At 73.5% G+C, this 19283-nt stretch carries 23 protein-coding genes; 12 read left to right on the forward strand and 11 right to left on the reverse strand.

All coding sequences use genetic code 11. The annotated features are described in order from the left end of the window. Positions 1-2: 2 nt before the first annotated feature. The 7 genes from VF825_RS16735 to VF825_RS16765 form a co-directional block, all read right to left on the reverse strand. Positions 3-812 carry an ABC transporter permease gene (locus VF825_RS16735; protein ID WP_331115430.1) on the reverse strand — a complete coding sequence of 270 codons (810 nt, stop codon included), beginning with the start codon at positions 810-812 and terminating at the stop codon, positions 3-5. Then, positions 805-1611, reverse strand: a complete 807-nt coding sequence (locus VF825_RS16740; protein WP_331115432.1) for an ABC transporter permease — start codon at positions 1609-1611, stop codon at positions 805-807. The genes VF825_RS16735 and VF825_RS16740 overlap by 8 nt, the downstream gene beginning before the upstream one ends. Positions 1612-1657: 46 nt before the next feature. After that, positions 1658-2551 (reverse strand): A/G-specific adenine glycosylase, encoded by an 894-nt coding sequence (locus tag VF825_RS16745; protein WP_331115434.1) that lies wholly within the window; start codon positions 2549-2551, stop codon positions 1658-1660. Positions 2552-2568: 17 nt separating this feature from the next. Beyond that, positions 2569-3645 carry a DNA integrity scanning diadenylate cyclase DisA gene (disA, locus tag VF825_RS16750; RefSeq protein WP_331115436.1) on the reverse strand — a complete coding sequence of 359 codons (1077 nt, stop codon included), beginning with the start codon at positions 3643-3645 and terminating at the stop codon, positions 2569-2571. 114 nt (positions 3646-3759) lie between these two features. Next, positions 3760-5133 carry a DNA repair protein RadA gene (gene radA, locus VF825_RS16755; protein ID WP_331115438.1) on the reverse strand — a complete coding sequence of 458 codons (1374 nt, stop codon included), beginning with the start codon at positions 5131-5133 and terminating at the stop codon, positions 3760-3762. Positions 5134-5189: 56 nt separating this feature from the next. Continuing rightward, the gene (locus VF825_RS16760; RefSeq protein WP_331115441.1) at positions 5190-5897 is read right to left on the reverse strand and encodes a class I SAM-dependent methyltransferase; all 708 of its coding nucleotides are present in this window, start codon (positions 5895-5897) and stop codon (positions 5190-5192) included. Between the two features lie 14 nt (positions 5898-5911). Then, the gene (locus VF825_RS16765; RefSeq protein ID WP_331115443.1) at positions 5912-6796 is read right to left on the reverse strand and encodes a hypothetical protein; all 885 of its coding nucleotides are present in this window, start codon (positions 6794-6796) and stop codon (positions 5912-5914) included. Positions 6797-6920: 124 nt separating this feature from the next. Here VF825_RS16765 and VF825_RS16770 point away from each other — a divergent pair, with 124 nt between their 5' ends. The 9 genes from VF825_RS16770 (at position 6921) to VF825_RS16810 (ending at position 14000) form a co-directional block, all read left to right on the forward strand. Next, the gene (locus tag VF825_RS16770; RefSeq protein WP_331115445.1) at positions 6921-7853 is read left to right on the forward strand and encodes a Ppx/GppA phosphatase family protein; all 933 of its coding nucleotides are present in this window, start codon (positions 6921-6923) and stop codon (positions 7851-7853) included. Positions 7854-7877: 24 nt separating this feature from the next. Then, positions 7878-8684, forward strand: coding sequence for a sugar phosphate isomerase/epimerase (locus tag VF825_RS16775; protein WP_331115447.1), 807 nt, complete (start codon positions 7878-7880; stop codon positions 8682-8684). Continuing rightward, complete coding sequence (locus VF825_RS16780) at positions 8681-9259, forward strand: TetR/AcrR family transcriptional regulator (RefSeq protein WP_331115449.1); 579 nt, start codon at positions 8681-8683, stop codon at positions 9257-9259. The genes VF825_RS16775 and VF825_RS16780 overlap by 4 nt, the downstream gene beginning before the upstream one ends. 115 nt (positions 9260-9374) lie before the next feature. Continuing rightward, positions 9375-10103, forward strand: a complete 729-nt coding sequence (locus tag VF825_RS16785) for an ABC transporter ATP-binding protein (RefSeq protein WP_331115451.1) — start codon at positions 9375-9377, stop codon at positions 10101-10103. After that, positions 10100-10834, forward strand: coding sequence for an ABC transporter permease (locus VF825_RS16790; RefSeq protein WP_331115453.1), 735 nt, complete (start codon positions 10100-10102; stop codon positions 10832-10834). The genes VF825_RS16785 and VF825_RS16790 overlap by 4 nt, the downstream gene beginning before the upstream one ends. 107 nt (positions 10835-10941) lie before the next feature. Next, positions 10942-11901, forward strand: coding sequence for a proline dehydrogenase family protein (locus tag VF825_RS16795; RefSeq protein ID WP_331115455.1), 960 nt, complete (start codon positions 10942-10944; stop codon positions 11899-11901). A 65-nt stretch (positions 11902-11966) separates the two neighbouring features. Then, positions 11967-12773, forward strand: a complete 807-nt coding sequence (gene proC, locus VF825_RS16800; RefSeq protein WP_331115457.1) for a pyrroline-5-carboxylate reductase — start codon at positions 11967-11969, stop codon at positions 12771-12773. 108 nt (positions 12774-12881) lie between these two features. Next, positions 12882-13367, forward strand: coding sequence for a GNAT family N-acetyltransferase (locus VF825_RS16805; protein WP_331115459.1), 486 nt, complete (start codon positions 12882-12884; stop codon positions 13365-13367). A gap of 96 nt (positions 13368-13463) precedes the next feature. Then, complete coding sequence (locus VF825_RS16810) at positions 13464-14000, forward strand: GNAT family N-acetyltransferase (RefSeq protein WP_331115462.1); 537 nt, start codon at positions 13464-13466, stop codon at positions 13998-14000. A gap of 45 nt (positions 14001-14045) precedes the next feature. Here VF825_RS16810 and VF825_RS16815 read toward each other — a convergent pair whose 3' ends face one another. Beyond that, a complete protein-coding gene (locus VF825_RS16815) occupies positions 14046-14714 on the reverse strand; it encodes a TrkA family potassium uptake protein (protein ID WP_331115466.1) in 669 nt (222 codons plus the stop codon). 75 nt (positions 14715-14789) lie between these two features. On the opposite strand from VF825_RS16815, the gene VF825_RS16820 reads away from it, so the two are divergent. Then, a complete protein-coding gene (locus VF825_RS16820) occupies positions 14790-15986 on the forward strand; it encodes an acetoin utilization protein AcuC (protein WP_331115468.1) in 1197 nt (398 codons plus the stop codon). 226 nt (positions 15987-16212) lie between these two features. Then, positions 16213-16413 carry a helix-turn-helix domain-containing protein gene (locus VF825_RS16825; protein ID WP_331115470.1) on the forward strand — a complete coding sequence of 67 codons (201 nt, stop codon included), beginning with the start codon at positions 16213-16215 and terminating at the stop codon, positions 16411-16413. A 77-nt stretch (positions 16414-16490) separates the two neighbouring features. Here the strand turns inward: VF825_RS16825 and VF825_RS16830 are convergent, their stop codons facing one another. From VF825_RS16830 to VF825_RS16840, 3 genes are all read right to left on the reverse strand, one after another. After that, positions 16491-16763 (reverse strand): hypothetical protein, encoded by a 273-nt coding sequence (locus VF825_RS16830; protein ID WP_331115472.1) that lies wholly within the window; start codon positions 16761-16763, stop codon positions 16491-16493. A gap of 126 nt (positions 16764-16889) precedes the next feature. Next, entirely contained in the window at positions 16890-17564 is a 675-nt protein-coding gene (locus VF825_RS16835) for a response regulator transcription factor (protein WP_331115474.1), read from the reverse strand. Further along, positions 17561-18553, reverse strand: coding sequence for a sensor histidine kinase (locus tag VF825_RS16840; protein ID WP_331115477.1), 993 nt, complete (start codon positions 18551-18553; stop codon positions 17561-17563). The genes VF825_RS16835 and VF825_RS16840 overlap by 4 nt, the downstream gene beginning before the upstream one ends. Before the next feature lie 472 nt (positions 18554-19025). Here VF825_RS16840 and VF825_RS16845 point away from each other — a divergent pair, with 472 nt between their 5' ends. After that, positions 19026-19124: a 30S ribosomal protein bS22 gene (locus tag VF825_RS16845; RefSeq protein ID WP_003792170.1), complete on the forward strand. Its 99-nt coding sequence runs from the start codon at positions 19026-19028 to the stop codon at positions 19122-19124. Positions 19125-19283 lie beyond the last annotated feature (159 nt).

Here is a 19283-nt window from a genome sequence, read left to right on the forward strand (position 1 = left end):
GGTCATCCGCCGCCTCCCTGGTAGTGCCTGGTGCCCCATCGCCACAGCAGCGCGGCGAGCCCCCACACCCACACGGCGGCGAGCGGTGTCAGCCACGCCAGCCACGTCGGCAGCCCGGCGGGGCCGGGCAGGCCGAGGATCGCCAGGGTCGGCAGGTACGCCGTGAAGGCCACCGGGACGAGGTAGCCGAACACCAGCTTGAGCGGCGCGGGGAAGACCGACGCCGGTTGGCTGGAGGCGTAGGCCCCGCCGTAGGTGAAGGAGTTGGTCAGCTCGGAGCCGTTGACGAGGAAGAACTGCAGGGCGGCCGCGCAGGTGAACAGGCCGGCGAAGATCGCCGTCCCGAAGACGGCGGCGACCACGAGCATGGCGACCGGGGCCGGGCCCCAGTCGATGTCGTTGAGGGTCAGGCCGAAGCCCAGGGCGACCAGGGCGACGGCGATGCGGGTCATCCGGCGCAGGGAGATCTCGCTGGTCATCAGCTGGGCCAGCAGGGGCAGCGGCCGGAGGTAGAAGGCGTCGACGGTGCCGGCCCGGATGTAGGTCGGCAGCGTGTCCAGGTGGCCGACGAGCAGGTCGGCGGCGGAGAACGCCAGGTTGGACAGGCCGAACAGCAGCAGGATGGCGTGGAAGTCGAGGCCGCCGAGCACGCGCACGTTGTGGAAGATGATCCAGATCTCGGCCAGCTCGGTGACCCCGATCAGCAGGCTGCTGGTCAGGTCCAGCGCGAAGCCGGTGCGGTAGGCGCGCTGGGCCCGCAGCCGCGAGGCGAGGATCGCCCGGTAGGGCGTGGCCCACGTCGTGTCAGCCACCCTGCACCACCAGCTTGGTGCGCCCGGCGGTGGTCAGCACCCGGCCGGCGAGACAGGTGACCGCAACCCACACGACCTGGACGCCGAGGGCGCGCCAGGCCCCGGCGCCGGTGACGTGGCCGGAGATCACGTCGACCGGCGTCTGCAGGATCGAGGGGAACGGGGTCGCCGAGGCGAGGGTGTGCAGCCAGTCCGGGAACAGCCCGACGGGGACGTACAGCCCCGCCAGGAAGCTGCTCGTGACGGCATAGAAGGTGCGCACGCCGCGCGTGTCCAGCAGCCAGAAGCCGAGCACGTTGACCGCGAAGCGGCAGTAGAACGAGATCGTCACGCCGAGGGTGATGCTGAGCAGCCCCATCGCGTAGGGCAGCGCCTCGGTCGGCAGGGCGATCCCCACGGTCAGCGCGCCGACCAGCACGCTGGGGATGCCGCGGGGGATGAGGCTGTATGCCGCCCGGCCGAGGTCCTCGGCCAGGTGCCAGGTCTGCAGGTCCACCGGTCGGGTGAAGTCGACCGCCACGTCGCCGGTGCGGATGCGGTCCCCGATCTCGGCGATGCCGGTGAGTGTCACCGCCCCGATCAGCCCCTGCGAGAGCCAGACGTAGGCGCTGGCCGTGCCCTTGTCGTAGCCGGCGAGGCTGCCGCCGGCGCTGTCGATCGCGGCGAAGAGGATGGCGGCGCGGATGAAGCCGAACACCACGTTCGTGGCCAGCCCGGCGAGCATGGCGAGGCGGTAGCTCGACTGCCGGCGGAACCCCGCGGCGACCAGCCGCCCCCACACCCCCGCCGTCGCACGCACAGTCGAGGGAACTTACCGGCCGCCTGCCCGACCTGCAAGGACGTGGTCAGGTGGGCAGCCGGAACCTGTTGCCGGACAACGGCTCCACCAGCCCGTCGGCGACGAGGGAGTCCAGGCAGCGGTCGCGCTGCGCCGGGTCGTCCGGCCAGGCACGCGACAGGACCTCGCCCTCGACCGGTCCGGTGGCCTCCCGCAGCACGCGCAGGAGCGCGCCCCGTGCCTGCCGGTCCGTGCCGTGCCAGGCCTGCCCCTTCCGGGCCGGCCGGTCGTATGCCGGGTGGCCGGCGAGCCGCCACGCGCACAGGTCGGCGACGGGGCAGTCCCCGCAGCGGGGAGCGCGCGCCGTGCAGGTCAGCGCCCCGAGCTCCATCACCCCCACGCTCCAGGTCCGCGCCCGGCCGGCGTCCGGGGGCAGCAGCGAGGTGGCCAGGTCCAGCTCGGCACGGGTGAGTGACGGGGAGGCCTGCGCCCGGCCCTCGACGAGTCGGGCGAACACGCGCCGCACGTTGGTGTCGACCACCGTGGCACGCAGCCCGAAGCCGAAGCTGGCCACCGCGGCAGCGGTGTAGGTGCCCACGCCGGGCAGGTCGAGCAGCTCCTCGTGGTCGCCGGGCACCTCGCCGCCGTGCCGCTCCACCATCGCCGTGGCGGCCGCGTGCAGGCGCAGGGCCCGGCGCGGGTAGCCCAGCCGCCCCCAGGCCCGCACGGCCTCGCCGGGGGCGTCGGAGGCCAGGTCGGCAGGCGTGGGCCAGCGGGTCAGCCAGGCGTGCCAGACCGGCTCGACCCGGGCGACCGGTGTCTGCTGGAGCATGACCTCCGAGACGAACACGCCCCAGGGGGTCGCGTCGGGGGAGCGCCACGGCAGGTCGCGCTGCGCGACGGCATACCAGTCGAGGACCTGCTCGTGCAGGACTGAGGTGGGGACTGCGGTGGAGCTCACGACGAGGGTGGGACCGCTCAGACGTAGCGCTCGAGGATGCTGGACTCGGCGAGCCGGGACAGGCCCTCGCGCACGGCCCGGGCGCGGCCCTCGCCGACGCCGTCGACGGCCATGAGGTCCTCGAGGTTGGCGGCGAGCAGCTTCTGCAGGCTGTCGAAGTGATCGACCAGCCGGTCGACGATCGCGCCGGGCAGGCGGGGCACCTTGGTGAGGAGGCGGTAGCCGCGCGGGCTGACGGCCGAGTCCAGGGCGTCGCCGACGATGGAGAAGCCCAGCGCCTTGGCGCCCGCGGCCAGGTCGAGCAGCTCGGTCGAGGACAGCGCCATGAGGTCGCCGAGGACCTCCTCGACGTCCTTGTCGGTCTTGGCCGAGGGGAGGTAGTCGCGGATGACCAGCTCGCGGTCGTTGCCCAGGCCGCCGGTGAGCTCCTCGAGCTGCAGGGTGAGGAGGCGCCCGTCGGTGCCGAGCTCGATGACGTAGCCGGCGATCTCGTCGCTGATCCGGCGCACCATCTCCAGGCGCTGCAGGACGCTGGCGACGTCGCGGACCGTGACCAGGTCCTCGATCTCGAGGGCGGACAGGGTGCCGGTGACCTCGTCGAGGCGGGACTTGTAGCGCTCGAGGGTCTGCAGGGCCTGGTTGGCGCGGGACAGGATCGCGCTGGAGTCCTCGAGGACGTGGCGCCGGTCGGCGACGTAGAGGGCGACGATCTGCATCGACTGGCTCACCGAGACCACGGGGTAGCCGGTCTGCTTGGCGACGCGCTCGGCGGTGCGGTGGCGGGTGCCGGACTCGTTGGTCTCGATCGAGGGGTCGGGGACCAGCTGGGTGGCCGCGCGCAGGATGCGGGTGCCCTCGCGGTCGAGGACGATCGCGCCGTCCATCTTGGCGAGCTCACGCAGGCGGGTGCTGGAGAACTCGACGTCGAGCGGGAACCCGCCGGTCGAGAGCGCCTCGACGGTGCGGTCGTGTCCCAGGACGATCAGCGCGCCGGTGCGGCCGCGCAGGATGCGTTCGAGCCCGTCACGCAGCTCGGTGCCCGGAGCGACAGCGGCCAGCGTGGCGCGCAGCAACTCGTCGTCGCTTCGTTCCACGGTGATCGGGGTCTCCCTCGTGCCAGGTGGGCCTGCGTCATCAGCCCCGTTGTGGCGCAGTCTAACGGCCCGCGACCTGCTGCGAGTGCTCGTGACGCGCTCGTGACCCGTGATTCATCGGGGGCTCGTGGTGGCCTGCTGCACGGCGCTGAAGATGTCGCCGACCTCGTGCACCGCCAGCCCCTCCGGCAGGGCGCCGGAGCCGAGGACGCCCGTCGGCACGATCGCCGTCCTGAAGCCCAGCCGGGCCGCCTCGGCCAGCCGCCGGGGGATGCCGGTGACCGGGCGGATCTCTCCGGCCAGCCCGACCTCGCCCATGGCGACCGTGCCCTGCGGCAGCGGCCGGTCCTGGACGGCGCTGGCCACCGCGAGGGCGACCGCGAGGTCGGCCGCCGGCTCGGTCAGCCGCACCCCGCCGACGGTGGACAGGTAGGTGTCGGCCTGCCGCAGCGGGACCCCCGCCCGCCGGTCGAGCACGGCCAGGATCATCGCCACCCGCGAGCTGTCCAGGCCGCTGGTGGCCCGCCGGGGCGTCGGGATCTGGGTCGGCGCGACCAGCGACTGCACCTCGGCGACCAGCGGCCGGCGACCCTCCAGGGTCACGGTGACGCAGGTGCCGGGGACGACGAGCGTGCGGCTGGACAGGAACAGCCCGCTGGGGTCGGGCAGGCCGACGATGCCGACGTCGGACAGGTCGAAGCAGCCCACCTCGTCGGTCGGGCCGTAGCGGTTCTTGACGGCGCGGACCAGGCGCAGCCGGGAGTGCCGGTCGCCCTCGAACTGCACGACGACGTCGACGAGGTGCTCGAGCATGCGCGGTCCGGCGATCGAGCCGTCCTTGGTCACGTGGCCGACGAGCAGCATGGCGATGCCGCGGGACTTGGCCGCACCGATCAGTGACCCCGTCACCTCGCGGACCTGGGAGACGTTGCCGGCCGCGCCCTCGACCTCGGCGCTGGAGATGGTCTGCACCGAGTCGACGATGACCAGGTCGGGCTCGAGCCGCTGGACCTGGGCGAGCACGGTGGCCAGGTCGGTCTCGGAGGCGAGGTAGAGCGACTTGGCCATGGCCTCGATCCGCTCGGCGCGCACCCGCACCTGGGCCGCGGACTCCTCGCCGCTGACGTAGAGCACCGTGGCGCCCTCCCGGGCCGCACGCGCGGCGACGTCGAGCAGCAGCGTGGACTTGCCGATGCCGGGCTCGCCGGCGACGAGGACCACGGCGCCGGGCACGATGCCCCCGCCGAGCACCCGGTCGAACTCGCCGACGCCGGTGCTGCGGGCCTGGGCCCGGCGGACGTCGATGTCGCCGATCGGCAGGGCTGGGCGCTCGACGACGGCCGCCGGCGCGGTGCGCACGGAGACCGCGCCCACCTCGCTGACGGTGCCCCAGGCCTGGCACTCCCCGCACCGGCCGACCCACTTGATCGCCGCCCAGCCGCACTCGGAGCACTTGTAGCTGGGCTTGGTCCCTGCCTTCGAAGCCATGTCGCAGACCGTAGGGGAGCCCACCGACACGGGCCCGCGGCCCCCGGGTCACGGCGTCAGCCGACGGTGCGCCACCACAGGTTGACGGCGTAGTCGACGCCGGTGCCCTCGTGCTCGGCCAGGATCCCCTCGGCCACGGTCGGGGCGAACTCGATCCGCACGACCGCCTCGAGGTCGGCCCGCGAGGCGAACTGCCAGCGGGTGTCGACCTGCTCCCGCTGCCAGCCCTGCCGGCGCCAGAACCGCTCGACGGCGACCGGGTCGTAGGCCGGCATCGCCCGGCGGAACCAGCCGCCGAAGGTCGAGCGGGTGGCGTCGTTGTCGATGACGAACGCCGTGCCGCCGGGCGCGAGGACCCGCGCCAGCTCGGCCAGCCCCGGCTCGCAGCCCGGGCCGAAGAAGTACGCCCACCGGGCGTGGGCCACGTCGACCGAGCCGTCCTCCAGTGGCAGCGCCTGCGCCGCACCGTCGACGACCTCGACGTTGCCCAGCCCGGCGACCCGCTCCCGGGCCAGGGCGACCAGCGGCTCGTGCGGCTCGACCCCGACCACGGACTTGGCGTCCTGCGCGAACCGGGGCAGGTGGAAGCCGCTGCCGCAGCCGACGTCGAGCAGTCGCTGCCCGGACCAGTCGTGGATGTCCCGCATGGCGGCCTCGATCGCCCCGTCCGGGTCGACACCGCGGTTCTCGACCTCGTAGACGTCCGGGGTGTCCCAGATGTTGGGGCTCGGGATGGCGTGGTCGGAGGCGGGCAGGTCGCTCACCGGTGCACCTCGGTTCACCTGTCGCGCTTGGCCTTCGACGGCTTCGTCGCCCTGCCGGCCCCGGCCTTGCCAGCACCGGCGGCCTTCCCCGCCTTCGCCCCGCGGGCTCCAGCGGCCGCGGCCTGCGCCTGCAGCGTCGCGGGGTGGACCAGCAGCGGCAGCAGGGTGCGGGACCCCTTGGAGCGGGCCGCCTTCACCACCGCGAGGTGGGCCTCGCAGCGGACGACCAGCTCGTCATACGCGGCCTGTCCCATGAGCTCGACGAGCTCACCGCGGTTGCTGCGGTAGACGGGTTCCTTGCCGACGTGCGCCTCGGGGTTGCCGGAGCAGTACCAGTCGAGGTCGTGCCCGCCGGGGCCCCAGCCGCGGCGGTCGTACTCGCTGATGGACACCTCGAGGTAGGAGGACTCGTCCGGCAGCTCGACCGTGCGGTAGGTGCGGCGGATCGGCAGCTGCCAGCACACGTCCGGCTTGACCGTGTGCGGCTCCAGGCCGCGGCGCACCGCGTGCTGGTGCAGGGCGCAGCCGTCGCCCGCGGGGAAGCCGGGGCGGTTGAGGAAGATGCAGGCGCCGTCGACCACGCGGGTCTTGAGGTCGCCGTCCTCCTTCTCGGTCCACTTCCCGTCCTGGCCGAGGTCGTGCAGCTGCCACTCGTCCGGGCCGAGCTCGGCCACGGCCCGCTTGACGCGCTGCACGTCGTCCTTGTCGGTGAAGTGGGCGCCCAGCGTGCAGCAGCCGTCGGAGGGCCGGTCGGCGTAGATGCCGTGGCAGCCGTTGCCGTAGATGCAGGTCCACGACGAGGTCAGCCAGGTCAGGTCACAGCGGAACCGCTGCGCCGGGTCGGCCGGGTCGGTGAACTCGACCCAGGTGCGGGCGATGTCGAGCGGGGTCTCGGGCACCCGCCCAGCCTAGGCGTCCTGCGCGGGTCCTGACCCGGTATGCCGCGCCGGGGCTGCCGCTCCGGGCCCCCCTCCGCGGCGCGGGACCGGCGTGGGGGTTGCCGGGTGACCTAGCCTGAGGACCATGCGGCTCGGTGTGATCGACGTCGGCTCCAACACCGTCCACCTCCTGGTGGTCGACGCCCACGTCGGCGCCCACCCGCTGCCGGCCTACTCCCACAAGATCGAGCTTCGCCTGTCGGAGTACGTCGAGGACGACGGCCACATCTCCAAGGCCGGCGCCGACCGGCTGGTCGAGTTCGTGCACGAGTGCCTCGTCATCGCCGAGGACCGGGGCGTCGAGGACGTGCTGGCGTTCGCGACCAGCGCCATCCGGGAGGCGCCCAACGGCGAGGCGGTCCTGGCGCGGGTGCGGGACGAGACCGCCACCGACCTGCAGGTGCTCTCGGGCCCGGACGAGGCGCGGCTGACCTTCCTGGCCGTGCGCCGGTGGTTCGGCTGGTCCAGCGGCCACCTCGTGGTGGTCGACATCGGCGGCGGCTCGCTGGAGCTGGCCGCCGGGCTGGACGAGGAGCCGGACGCCGCGATCAGCCTGCCGCTGGGGGCCGGCCGGCTCACCCGCGACCACCTGCACGGCGACCCGCCCACCGCGGAGGACGTGCGGGCGCTGCGGACCTCGATCCGGGCGGACATCGCCCGCAGCCTGCGGCAGCTGACCCGGACCGGGGTGCCGCACCGCGCGGTCGGGACGAGCAAGACGATGCGGTCCCTGGCGCGGATCCTCGGCGCGGCGCCGAGCGCTGACGGCCCCTACGTCCCGCGGGTGCTCGAGCTCAAGGCGCTCACCGACCTCGTGCCGCGGCTGGCGGCGATGACGCACGCCGAGCGCGCGGACCTGCCGGGGGTCTCCTCCTCCAGGGCGCCGCAGCTGCTCGCCGGGGCGCTGGTGGCCGAGGCGTCGATGGACCTGCTCGGGCTGGACCGGCTCGAGATCTGCCCGTGGGCCCTGCGCGAGGGCGTGATCCTGCGCCGCCTGGACTGGATCACCGGCGACTGAGCACCTCTCGTTAGGCTCGTCGCCATGTCCGCCGCCGTGCAGGTCCCCGGGGCCCGGGTCGCCCTGTCGACCGCCTCGGTCTACCCCGACAGCTGCGCGGCCGCGTTCGACCTGGCCGAGCGCCTCGGTTACGACGGGGTCGAGGTCATGGTGCAGACCGACGCCGTCTCCCAGGAGGCCGGCGCGCTGGGCGCGCTGGCCCGGCTGCACGGCATACCGATCGTCTCGGTGCACGCGCCGACGCTCCTGCTCACCCAGCGGGTCTGGGGGCCGGACGCCTGGACCAAGGTGGACAACTCGGTGCGGCTGGCGCAGGAGGTGGGCGCCGGCACGGTCGTGCTGCACCCGCCGTTCCGGTGGCAGAAGGACTACGCCGCGGAGTTCATCGACGGGATCGCCCTGCGCGAGCACGACAGCGGCGTCAAGCTGGCCGTGGAGAACATGTTCCCGTGGCGGGCGCGCGGCCGGGAGCTGCTGGCCTACCTGCCGCACTGGGACCCGGTGACCCAGCCCTACGACAACGTCACGCTCGACCTGTCGCACACGGCGACCGCAGGCTCCGACGCGATGGCCATGGCCACCGCACTCGGCCGGCGGCTGGCCCACGTCCACCTCGCCGACGGCCTCGGCTCGGCCAAGGACGAGCACCTGGTGCCCGGACGCGGCGGCCAGCCCTGCGGGGAGTTGCTGGAAACCCTTGCCGCACAAGGGTTCTCGGGGTCGATCGTGGTCGAGGTCGGCACCCGCCGGCTCAGCGAGGAGGAGCGCGAGGTCGACCTGGCCGAGGCCCTGGCGTTCGCCCGGCTGCACCTCGCGGCGGCGCGGGTATGAGCCCGCGGGGGCGCCGGCCGGCGGGGGAGGACACCCGCGCGGTCATCCTCGCCGCGGCGCGCCAGGAGTTCGCCGGCAAGGGGTACGACGCCAGCTCGTTGCGGGCGATCGCCCGCAACGCCGGGGTGGACCCGGCGCTGGTGCACCACTACTTCGAGGGCAAGCCGGAGCTGTTCGCCGAGACGATGGAGCTGCCGGTGCGGCCGGCCCAGGTGGTCGCCGCGCTGCTGGAGGGCCCCCGTGAGCAGGTCGGCGAGCGCGTGGTGCGTACGTTCTTCGGCATCTGGGACAGCCCGGACGGGCGCGAGCGGCTCGTCGCGCTGATCCGCTCGGCGGTCAGCCACGAGGAGGCCGCGCGGATGCTGCGCGAGTTCCTGGCCCGCGAGGTCTTCGGGCGGATCGCCTCCGCTCTCGGCGTGCCCGACCCGGAGCTGCGGGCCGGCCTGGCCGTGTCGCAGATGGTGGGGGTCGCGCTGATGCGCTACGTCATGGGCCTGGAGCCGATCGCCTCCGCGGACACCGAGGAGCTGGTCGCCCAGCTGGCGCCGACGCTGCAGCGCTACCTGGCCGACTGAACTGGCCGACTGAACTGGCCGACTGAACTGGCCGGCCGAAGAGGCCGGCTGACCCCGACCCCCTGACCGAAGACCCTTGTGCGACGTCGGCCGTCGGCCTATATTTCATCACGTGATGAATAGCCAGCTCGAGCCCGCCGTCGTCACGGACGGCCTGCGGGTGGTGCGCGGGGACCGCGAGGTGCTGCCCGGCGTCTCGCTGACCGTCCCCCGCGGTGAGGTGGTCGGGCTGCTCGGCCCCAGCGGCGGCGGCAAGACCACCCTGATGCGCTCGATCGTGGGCGTGCAGGTGGTCCACAGCGGGACCGTCAGCGTGCTGGGCCAGCCGGCCGGCTCTCCCGGCCTGCGCTCGCGCGTGGGCTACATGACCCAGGACGCCAGCGTGTACTCCGACCTGACCGTCCGGGAGAACCTCGCCTACTTCGCCGCGGTCCTGGGCGTCTCGAAGGACCGGGTGGAGGAGGTCATCGGCCTGGTCGACCTCGCCGACCACGCCGGGCGCCGGGTGGACCGGCTCTCCGGCGGTCAGCGCTCCCGGGTGTCCCTGGCGGCCGCCCTCGTCGGTCGCCCCGAGCTGCTCGTCCTGGACGAGCCGACGGTCGGGCTCGACCCCGTCCTGCGCCGCGACCTGTGGGACATGTTCCACCGCCTCGCGTCGGCCGGCACGACGCTGCTGGTCTCCAGCCACGTCATGGACGAGGCGGCTCGCTGCGACCGGCTCCTGCTGCTGCGCGAGGGCCGCATCCTCGCCGATGACACCCCCGACGGGCTGCTCGCCCGCACCCACGCCGCGGACGCCGAGGAGGCGTTCCTGGCCCTCATCGACGCCGAGGTGCGCGCATGAACCCCCGCCTGACCCTGGCCACCGCAGCCCGGGTGCTGCGCCAGGTCCGCTCCGACCACCGCACCCTGGCGCTGCTGCTCGTCGTGCCCTGCGTGCTCATCGGGCTGCTCGCCTGGATCTTCCAGAACACCCCCGTGTTCGACCACATCGGGGCGCCGCTGCTCGGGGTCTTCCCGTTCGTCGTGATGTTCCTCGTGACCAGCGTGACCACGTTGCGCGAGCGCTCGACCGGCACGCTCGAACGGCTGCTGTCCACCCCGCTGGGCAAGGGCGACTTCCTGGCCGGCTATGCCCTGGCCTTCGGGGCCCTGTCGGTGGTCCAGGCCTTGGTCGCCACCGCCTTCGCCGTCTGGGTCTGCGGGCTGGACGTCGCCGGCGCGCTGTGGCTCCTGGTCGTCATCGCGGTCGTCGACGCCGTCCTCGGGACCGCCCTCGGGCTGTTCTTCAGCGCCTTCGCCCGGACCGAGTTCCAGGCGGTGCAGTTCATGCCGGCGGTGGTGCTGCCGCAGTTCCTCCTGTGCGGACTGCTCATCGCCCGCGACCGGCTGCCCGACGTGCTCCAGTCGGTCTCCGACGTGCTGCCGCTGTCCTACGCGGTGGACGCCATGAAGACCGTGACGACCACCGTGAACGCCGGCCCCGACGTCGCCGGGGACGTGGCCATCGTGGCCGGCTTCATCGTCGGTGCCATCGCGCTGGGCTCGCTCACCCTGCGCCGCCGCACGCCGTGACGGCGAGCGCCCCGACGGGGGTCTAGCCTGTGCGCTGGCAGGGGCCCACGAGGAGCCTGCCGGCAACGCGGCGAGGACCCTCGCCGGCAGGTGAGCAAGCGGAGGACATGACCGTGGTGGATGCGAGCGCCGTGCTGCGCCAGGGACTGCTGCAGCTGAGCAAGAGCGACCAGGTGCGCAGCGTGATCGAGAAGGCGCCGGTGAGCCGCAGCGTGGTCCGGCGCTTCGTGCCCGGCAACGGCACGGCCGACGCGGTCCGGGCCGCCGGCGACCTCGCCGCGACCGGCCGCCTCACCACGATCGACTACCTCGGCGAGGACACCCGCGACCTCGCCCAGGCCCAGGCCACCCGCGACGCCTACCTGGCGCTGCTGTCGGCGCTGTCCGACGCCGGCCTCACCCCGGGCGGCAAGGCCGAGGTCAGCGTCAAGCTCAGCGCGGTGGGGCAGTACCTCCCCGGCGACGGCGAGAAGATCGCCCTCGAGCACGCCCGCGAGATCTGCGAGGCGGCGTCCAGGGCCGGCACCACCGTCACCCTCGACATGGAGGACCACACCACGACCGACTCCACGCTGGAGGTCCTGCGCGAGCTGCGCCAGGACTTCCCGTGGGTCGGTGCGGTGCTGCAGGCCTACCTGCACCGCACCGAGGCCGACTGCCGCGACCTCGCCGGGGCCGGCAGCCGGGTCCGCCTGTGCAAGGGCGCCTACAAGGAGCCCGAGTCGGTGGCCTTCCAGGCCAAGGAGGACGTCGACAAGTCCTACGTGCGCTGCCTGAAGGTGCTCATGGCCGGCGAGGGCTACCCGATGGTGGCCAGCCACGACCCGCGCCTGGTCGAGATCGCCGGCGCGCTCGCCGCCAAGCACGACCGCGCCGCCGACTCCTTCGAGTACCAGATGCTCTACGGCATCCGCCCCGAGGAGCAGCGCCGCATCGCCGACCGGGGCGACCAGATGCGCGTCTACATCCCCTACGGCGAGGAGTGGTACGGCTACCTCATGCGCCGCATGGCGGAACGCCCCGCCAACACGATGTTCTTCCTGCGAGGCTTGGCCACCAAGGGCTGAGCCGAGCAGCCGGCGCGCGGGTGCACCCGAGCGCCGGTGCCGGCCGGCGGACGAGGGAGGACGGCATGGGCACGGTCGCGATCTTCGGTGCAGGGGTCATGGGCGAGACCCTGCTGTCCGGGCTGGTGCGCGCCGGCCGCGACGCCGGCGACCTCATCGTCACCGAGCGGCGGGAGGACCGGGCCGCCGAGCTGCGGGCGAAGTACGGCGTGCGCAGCATGAGCAACGCCGAGGCCGCCGCCGCGGCCGACACCCTCGTCCTCGTGGTCAAGCCGCAGGACATGGGCGGCCTGCTGGAGGAGATCCGCGACCACCTGACCCCGGGCAACCTCGTCGTCAGCCTCGCCGCCGGGATCACCACGGCCTACCTGCAGGAACGGCTGCCCGAGGGCACCCCCGTCGTCCGGGTCATGCCCAACACGCCGGCCCTGGTCGACCAGGGCATGGCGGCCATCAGCGCCGGCAGCCACTGCGACGAGGCGCACCTCATCGAGGCCGAGCAGCTGCTGCGCTCCTGCGGCAAGGTCATCCGCGTCCCCGAGAAGCACCAGGACGCGGTCACCGCGATCAGCGGCTCCGGCCCGGCCTACATCTTCTACGTGGTCGAGGCCATGATCGAGGCGGGCGTGCTGCTGGGGATGCCGCGCAGCACCTCCACCGAGCTGGTGGTCCAGACGCTCTACGGCGCGGCGACCATGCTCAAGGAGACCGGCCAGCACCCCACGGTGCTGCGCGAGCAGGTCTCCAGCCCCGGGGGCACCACGATGGCCGCGCTGCGCCAGCTCGACGACCACAAGGTCCGGGCCGCGTTCCTGACCGCGATGGAGGCCGCCGCGGCCCGCTCGGCCCAGCTGGCCTCCGGCAACGACTGACCCGGCAACGACTGACCCCGGCGGCGCCGACTCAGCGGCCACGACCACGCCGGACCGGCGCGGCGAAACTCGCTCGCCCGCCGCACGTCCTGCGTGCGAGCCTGCGGCATGACCACCATCGAGGTCCGCCCCGTGACGCCGGCGGACTGGCGCGCCTACCGCGAGGTGCGGCTCGCCATGCTGCTGGACGCCCCGTGGGCGTTCGGCTCCACCCACTCCGACGCCCTGGCGATCGACGACGACGGCTGGCGCGAACGCGTCGCCTCCGCGGAGTACTGGCTCGCGTGGTGCGGCGGGGACCCGGTGGGCTCGGTCTGCCTGTCCGACCGCGACGCCCACCCCGGTGACGTCAACATCTTCGGCATGTGGGTCGATCCCAGCGTGCGCGGACGCTCCGTCGGGGAGCAGCTGGTCCAGGCGGCGCTGGGGCGGGCCCGCGAGCGCGGCAAGGCCCGCGTCCTGCTGTACGTCGTCGACACCAACGCCCGCGCCCGCCGCCTCTACGAGCGGCTCGGCTTCGCCGCCACCGGGCGCACCGAGCCCTACCCGCACGACCCGGACGTCCGTGAGATCGAGATGGCCCGCCCGCTGTGACGCACAGCGGGCTTGCCATGAACGGCAGGGGAGTTGACGGTGAACTCCCGGTCGCCACCCGTCGCGTGCCCGGCGAGTCCATGGGATCGTGACGTCATGTCGGACATCGCCGTGCGCACCCTCAGCGAAGACGAGTGGCAGGACTACCGCCAGGTCCGCCTGGCCGCCCTGGAGGAGTCGCCCGAGGCGTTCGTCGCCACGCACGCCGAGGAGTCCGGCTACGACGAGGACTTCTGGCGGCAGCGGATGCGCCGCTCGAGCCGCATCCTCGCCGAGCGTGAGGGCACGGTCGTCGGCGTCGTGAGCGTCGGCTCCTCCTCGGAGGAGCGCGAGGACGTCGCCGAGCTGTTCGGGCTCTGGGTCGCGCCCCAGCACCGTGGCTCCGGCGTGGCGTGGAAGCTGGTCCAGGCCGGGGCGGACCAGGCCCGGGCCGAGGGCAAGGAGCACCTCGTCTACTGGGTCGGCACCGACAACGGCCGGGGCGTCGCCTTCGCCAGCAGCTTCGGCTTCCGCACCACCGACTACCGCCGCCCGATGCGCGTGGTCAGCGAGGAGGAGGGCGCCGAGGAGATGGCCATGGTCCTGCCCCTGGTCGCCGACCCCGGCGCGGTCCCCAGCACGATGATGCGGTGAGCACCGCCGGTATGCCGGGTGGCCGGCATGCCGGGGCGGCTCGCGTCAGGGACGGGAGGCGAGGCGCTCGAGCAGCTCGGTGGGGCCGCTGACGATCAGCGTGTGGTGGGCGGTCACCTTGGTCTCGGGGACGGCGTGGGTGAAGTCCTCACCTGGTGCCTTGACCCCGACGACGGTGACGCCGTACTTGCTGCGGATCTGGCTCTGCGCCAGCGTGAAGCCGACCGTCTCGCGCGGCGGGGCCATCTTGACGATCGCGTAGCCGTCGTCGAACTCGATGTAGTCCAGCAGCTTGCCGTTGACCAGGTGCGCCACGCGCCGGCCCGAGTCGGCCTCGGGGCGGATGACGTGGTGCACGCCGATGCGCTCCAGGATCCGCTTGTGCTCGGGGGAGACCGCCTTGGCCCACACCGAGGGCACCCCGGCGTCGACGAGGTTGCTCGCGGCCAGGATCGAGGCCTCGATCGAGGTGCCGATGCCGACGACCGCGATGCGGAAGCTGCCGGCGCGCGTGGACTCGATCGCCGAGGGGTGGGAGGCGTCGCCGACCACGACCTTGCCGACCTTGCCGACGAACTGCTCGGCGATCGCGGGGTCCTTCTCGACGGCGAGGACCTTGTGGCCGAGTCGGTGCAGCTCCATCGCCGCGGACGCGCCGAACCGGCCCAGGCCGATGACCACGACGTCCTCGTCGTACAGCCGGTTCCTCGCCATCAGGGTCCTCCGCGTGCGTCTCGGTGATGCGACGCACACCCCCGCGGGGGGCGTGCGCCCGGTAGCGTGCCAGTCATGCCCACACAGGCGCGCGTGATCTGGGACCAGAGTTTCACGGCATACGACTTCGGCGCCTCCCACCCCATGAACCCCCTGCGCCTGGACCTGACCGCGCGGCTGTGCGATGCCTTCGGCCTGCTCTCCCGCCCCGACGTGGAGGTGGTCAGCCCGCCCGTCCCCGACGACGACCTGCTGCTCACCGTCCACGACGCCGACTACGTCGCGGCGGTGCGCCAGGCCTCGGCGAACCCGCGCTCGGCGGACCTCTCCCGGGGGCTGGGCACCGAGGACGACCCGGCCTTCACCGGGATGCACGAGAGCAGCGCCCGCGTCGCGGCCGGCTCGGTCGACATCGCCCGCGCGGTGTGGCGCGGCGAGACCGAGCACGGGGTGAACTTCTGCGGCGGGCTGCACCACGCCATGCGCGGCAACGCGGCCGGCTTCTGCATCTACAACGACGCCGCCATCGCCATCCAGTGGCTGCTCGACCACGGGGCGGAGCGGGTCGCCTACGTCGACGTGGACGTCCACCACGGCGACGGGGTCGAGCGGATCTTCTGGGACGACCCCCGGGTCATGACGGTCTCGCTGCACGAGAGCGGCCGGATGCTCTTCCCGGGCACCGGCTTCCCCGGTGACATCGGCGGCCCCGACGCCGAGGGCTCCGCGGTCAACGTCGCGCTGCCGCCGGGCACCGGTGACGCCGCCTGGCTGCGGGCGTTCCACGCCGTCGTCCCGCCGCTGCTGCGGGCGTTCCGACCGCAGGTGCTGGTCACCCAGCACGGCTGCGACTCGCACTTCCTGGACCCCCTGGCCCACCTCGCGCTGTCCGTCGACGCCCAGCGCACCTCCTACGACAGCCTGCACCGGTTGGCCCACGCCGAGTGCGACGGCCGCTGGGTCGCCCTCGGCGGCGGGGGCTACGAGCTCGTCGACGTCGTGCCGCGCGCGTGGACCCACCTGACCGCCATCGCCGCCCACCAGCCGATCCCCCTGGACGCCGACGTGCCCGAGGACTGGCGCGAGCACATCCGGATGGAGTACGCCCGGGTCGCCCCGCAGCGGATGGGCGACGGGGTCGCCGAGGGCGGCGTGATGTGGTGGCGCTCGTGGGAGGTCGGCTACGACCCGGAGGACCCGGTCGACCAGGCCGTCATGGCCACCCGCAAGGCCGTCTTCCCCCTGCACGGCCTCGACGTCTGGTTCGACTAAGCCACCCGTCCGCTCCCTTCCCGGCCCCGGGTGGGGCGCCGGTGGGGCGGCTCGCGCAACATATCGGGTCATTCCCGGCGTGTCGGGTGGACAAGCGCCGGATATACGCTCCAAGTCGCTTCCCACGAGTCACACCAGCCCCTATCGTGACTGATGCATTGACGGGCAGGGTCGCCGGCGAGCCGGGCGGCGACATCGACCCGTCCCGAGGATCGAGGTGCACACCATGGCTACAGAGCGGCAGCTCTCCGAGGTGCGGTTCCTGACCGTTGCCGAGGTTGCCTCGATCATGCGTGTGTCGAAGATGACCGTCTACCGCCTGGTCCACGGCGGGGAGCTGCCGGCGGTGCGCGTCGGACGCTCCTTCCGGGTCCCGGAGGACGCGGTCCACGAGTACCTCCGGTCCTCCTACATCGACACCGCGTGAGCGTGGGCGACCACGGGTGAGGGCGGGCCGGATCCGATCCGGCCCGCCCTTCGTCACGTCTGGGGGCCCGCCCGCGCTCAGCCCCGTCCCGGGGTGCTGGCGCGCAGCACCGCCAGGCGCTCGCGGTACTCGCGCTCGTCGATCTGCCCCTCGGCGAACCGCTGCCCGAGCACGGCCTCGGCCGACTGGGCCGCCCGGTGTGGCCCCCAGCCGCCGCGCCACCAGAACCGGCGGGCCACGAGGAACACCACCAGCCAGAACACCAGGAACCACGCGAGCGGGATGAGCGGGAACCACCAGTGGAAGCCACCCGCCCACGGCCCGTACGCCTGCGTCACCACCGAAGTCATCGTCTGTGCCCCTTTGCTGTGCCGGTCGTCGGCACCCTGCCGACCACCTCACTGTCGCCGGGGCGGGACCACCCTCGCGTCGGCCCGGCGGCGACACCTGGGCTACGGCCGGGGGAGTAGCCCCGGTCAGGCCATCCAGCCCGGCCGGATCAGCCCGGCCTCGTAGGCCAGCACCACCAGCTGGGCACGGTCCCGCGCACCGACCTTGAGCATGGCGCGGCTGACGTGCGTCTTGGCGGTCGCCGGTGAGAGCACCAGGCGCTCGGCGATCTCCTCGTTGGACAACCCCTCGCCGACGAGGGCGACGACCTCCCGCTCGCGGGTGGTCAGCGCGGCCAGCCCCGCGACCCGCTGCGGCGCCGGGACCGGCCGCACCCGCTGGCCGACGTGCTCGATCAGGCGCCGGGTCACCCCCGGGGACAGTGCCGCGTCACCGCGGGCGACGGCCCGCACCGACGCCAGCAGCTCGGCCGGCTCGGTGTCCTTGACCAGGAAGCCGCTCGCGCCCAGGCGCAGTGCCTCGAAGACGTACTCGTCGAGCTCGAACGTGGTCAGCATGACCACCCGGACCTGCTCAAGCGCCGGGTCGGTGAGGACCTGGGCGGTCGCCGCGAGCCCGTCCGTCCCGGGCATCCGGATGTCCATCAGCACCACGTCGGGGACCAGCTCGCGGACCTGCGCCACGGCGGTCTCGCCGTCGGCGGCCTCCCCGACGACCTCGATCCCCGGGTCGGCGTCGAGCAGCATCCGGAACCCGGCCCGCACCAGCGCCTGGTCGTCGGCCAGGACCACCCGGATCACGTGGGCCGCCCCGCGGAGGCGCCCCACGGCAGGTGCGCCGACACGGCATACCCGCTCTGCTGCGGCCCGGCCGCGAAGGTGCCGCCGAGCGCGCTGACGCGCTCCCGCATGCCGGCCGTGCCGGCTCCCTCGACCACGCCGCCGGACCCGACGCCGTCGTCGGTGACGCACACGTCGAGCCAGTCCTCGCCGTAGGTGACGGTGATGCCGGCATGCGCCGCCCGCGCGTGCCGGCGCACGTTGGTCATCGCCTCCTGCACCACCCGGTATGCCGCGGCGTCGACGGCCGCGGGGACGCGCCCACGGGTGCCCCTCACCTCCAGCGACCAGGCCGTCCCGTCCACCCCGGCCCGGTCGAGCAGGGTGGCCACGTCCGCGAGGGTCGGCGACGGCGACCGTGCCGCCGCACCGGTGGGGTCGCGCAGGCTCTCCAGCACCAGGCGCACCTCCTCGAGCGCGTCGTGGCTGACGGCCTTGATGGTGCCCAGCGCCGGCCGGGCGTTCTCGGGGTGGCTGTCGAGCAGGTGCAGGGCCACGCCGGCCTGCACGTTGATCAGGCTCAGGCTGTGGCCGATGACGTCGTGCAGCTCGCGGGCGACGGTGACCCGTTCCTCGGTCGCCCGGCGGTCGCGGGCGAGCTGCGCCTCGCGCCGGGCGGCGGCCCACCGCTCGCGCCGGCCCCGGACGAACTCCAGCCACAGGGCCGCGACCGGCGCCGCGAACACCGGGCCGAGCGGGTAGCCGAGGGCCGCGTAGGTCACCGTCGCGGCGATGGCCACGGCCATCGGGGCCAGTCGGTAACGGTGCAGCGTGGCGATGGCCAGCGGCCCGAGCAGGAGCAGGGTGACGGCGGTCGGCGGCAGCGGCACGTGGGCGGCCCGGGCCGCGCCGAGGCAGCCCAGCAGCTGCACGCCGGCGACGACGCCCGCGACCACCACCGCGAAGGGGACCGGGGGCGCGTCCCCCGGCCGCCAGGCTCGACCCCGCATGAGGCGAACGTAGCCCCGGGGGGCCCGCGGTCGCGACCTCCTCGTGGGGTAGGTCCGGATACCTCGCCGGGAGGACGGATGCGGGGGAGTCGTGTGGGCTGCGTCCCGGCCCGGAGCCGGGTGTGGCTGCCCGGGGGAGGGGACACGGGGGCCGCCCGGTGCTGGGTGCCGGTCCGGAGCCGTGTGGGGCTGCCCGGGGAGGGTGGGGGACACGGGGGCCGCCCGGCCGGACCCCGGGCAGCCCCCGCGCGCAGGGGACGCGTCAACACCTCGTCGTCAGCAGAACGAGAGGTGGGCGCCGGGCGTTACGGGATGCGATTTTCTGTCCGCGGCCGTGGGCGGTACGCTGACCCGGACTGTTCGGCGAGGTGCGGAGTACGTGCCCGGCGTCGGCACACGCACCAACCACCAATTTCGGCTGGTCCTGCGCGGGTGAGCCGCGTGCGACCGGCAGGACAAGGCAAGGACAGACATGGGCTCAGTCATCAAGAAGCGCCGCAAGCGGATGGCCAAGAAGAAGCACCGCAAGCTGCTGCGCAAGACGCGTCACCAGCGTCGCAACAAGAAGTAAGTCGCAACAAGAAGTAATCGGAACACCTTCCGGTCCGAAGGCCTCCTCACCCGTCCGCGGTGGGGAGGTCTTCGTCGTGCCGACGCGGTCGTGTCCGCGCTCCGCGACGAGCCCACCTCCTGTGAGACATCTGACGACTTCGCCCAATCCGCGCGGGCC

The sequence above is a fragment of the Oryzihumus sp. genome (assembly GCF_036391795.1).
GTDB lineage: Bacteria > Actinomycetota > Actinomycetes > Actinomycetales > Dermatophilaceae > Oryzihumus.

Bases quoted from the DNA above. Each gene is read 5' to 3' on its own strand.
- radA (WP_331115438.1), bottom strand. From the start codon at position 5,133: ATGGCTTCGAAGGCAGGGACCAAGCCCAGCTACAAGTGCTCCGAGTGC.
- VF825_RS16770 (WP_331115445.1), top strand. From the start codon at position 6,921: ATGCGGCTCGGTGTGATCGACGTCGGCTCCAACACCGTCCACCTCCTG.
- VF825_RS16775 (WP_331115447.1), top strand. From the start codon at position 7,878: ATGTCCGCCGCCGTGCAGGTCCCCGGGGCCCGGGTCGCCCTGTCGACC.
- VF825_RS16780 (WP_331115449.1), top strand. From the start codon at position 8,681: ATGAGCCCGCGGGGGCGCCGGCCGGCGGGGGAGGACACCCGCGCGGTC.
- VF825_RS16785 (WP_331115451.1), top strand. From the start codon at position 9,375: ATGAATAGCCAGCTCGAGCCCGCCGTCGTCACGGACGGCCTGCGGGTG.
- VF825_RS16790 (WP_331115453.1), top strand. From the start codon at position 10,100: ATGAACCCCCGCCTGACCCTGGCCACCGCAGCCCGGGTGCTGCGCCAG.
- VF825_RS16795 (WP_331115455.1), top strand. From the start codon at position 10,942: ATGACCGTGGTGGATGCGAGCGCCGTGCTGCGCCAGGGACTGCTGCAG.
- proC (WP_331115457.1), top strand. From the start codon at position 11,967: ATGGGCACGGTCGCGATCTTCGGTGCAGGGGTCATGGGCGAGACCCTG.
- VF825_RS16805 (WP_331115459.1), top strand. From the start codon at position 12,882: ATGACCACCATCGAGGTCCGCCCCGTGACGCCGGCGGACTGGCGCGCC.
- VF825_RS16810 (WP_331115462.1), top strand. From the start codon at position 13,464: ATGTCGGACATCGCCGTGCGCACCCTCAGCGAAGACGAGTGGCAGGAC.
- VF825_RS16815 (WP_331115466.1), bottom strand. From the start codon at position 14,714: ATGGCGAGGAACCGGCTGTACGACGAGGACGTCGTGGTCATCGGCCTG.
- VF825_RS16820 (WP_331115468.1), top strand. From the start codon at position 14,790: ATGCCCACACAGGCGCGCGTGATCTGGGACCAGAGTTTCACGGCATAC.
- VF825_RS16825 (WP_331115470.1), top strand. From the start codon at position 16,213: ATGGCTACAGAGCGGCAGCTCTCCGAGGTGCGGTTCCTGACCGTTGCC.
- VF825_RS16830 (WP_331115472.1), bottom strand. From the start codon at position 16,763: ATGACTTCGGTGGTGACGCAGGCGTACGGGCCGTGGGCGGGTGGCTTC.
- VF825_RS16840 (WP_331115477.1), bottom strand. From the start codon at position 18,553: ATGCGGGGTCGAGCCTGGCGGCCGGGGGACGCGCCCCCGGTCCCCTTC.
- VF825_RS16845 (WP_003792170.1), top strand. From the start codon at position 19,026: ATGGGCTCAGTCATCAAGAAGCGCCGCAAGCGGATGGCCAAGAAGAAG.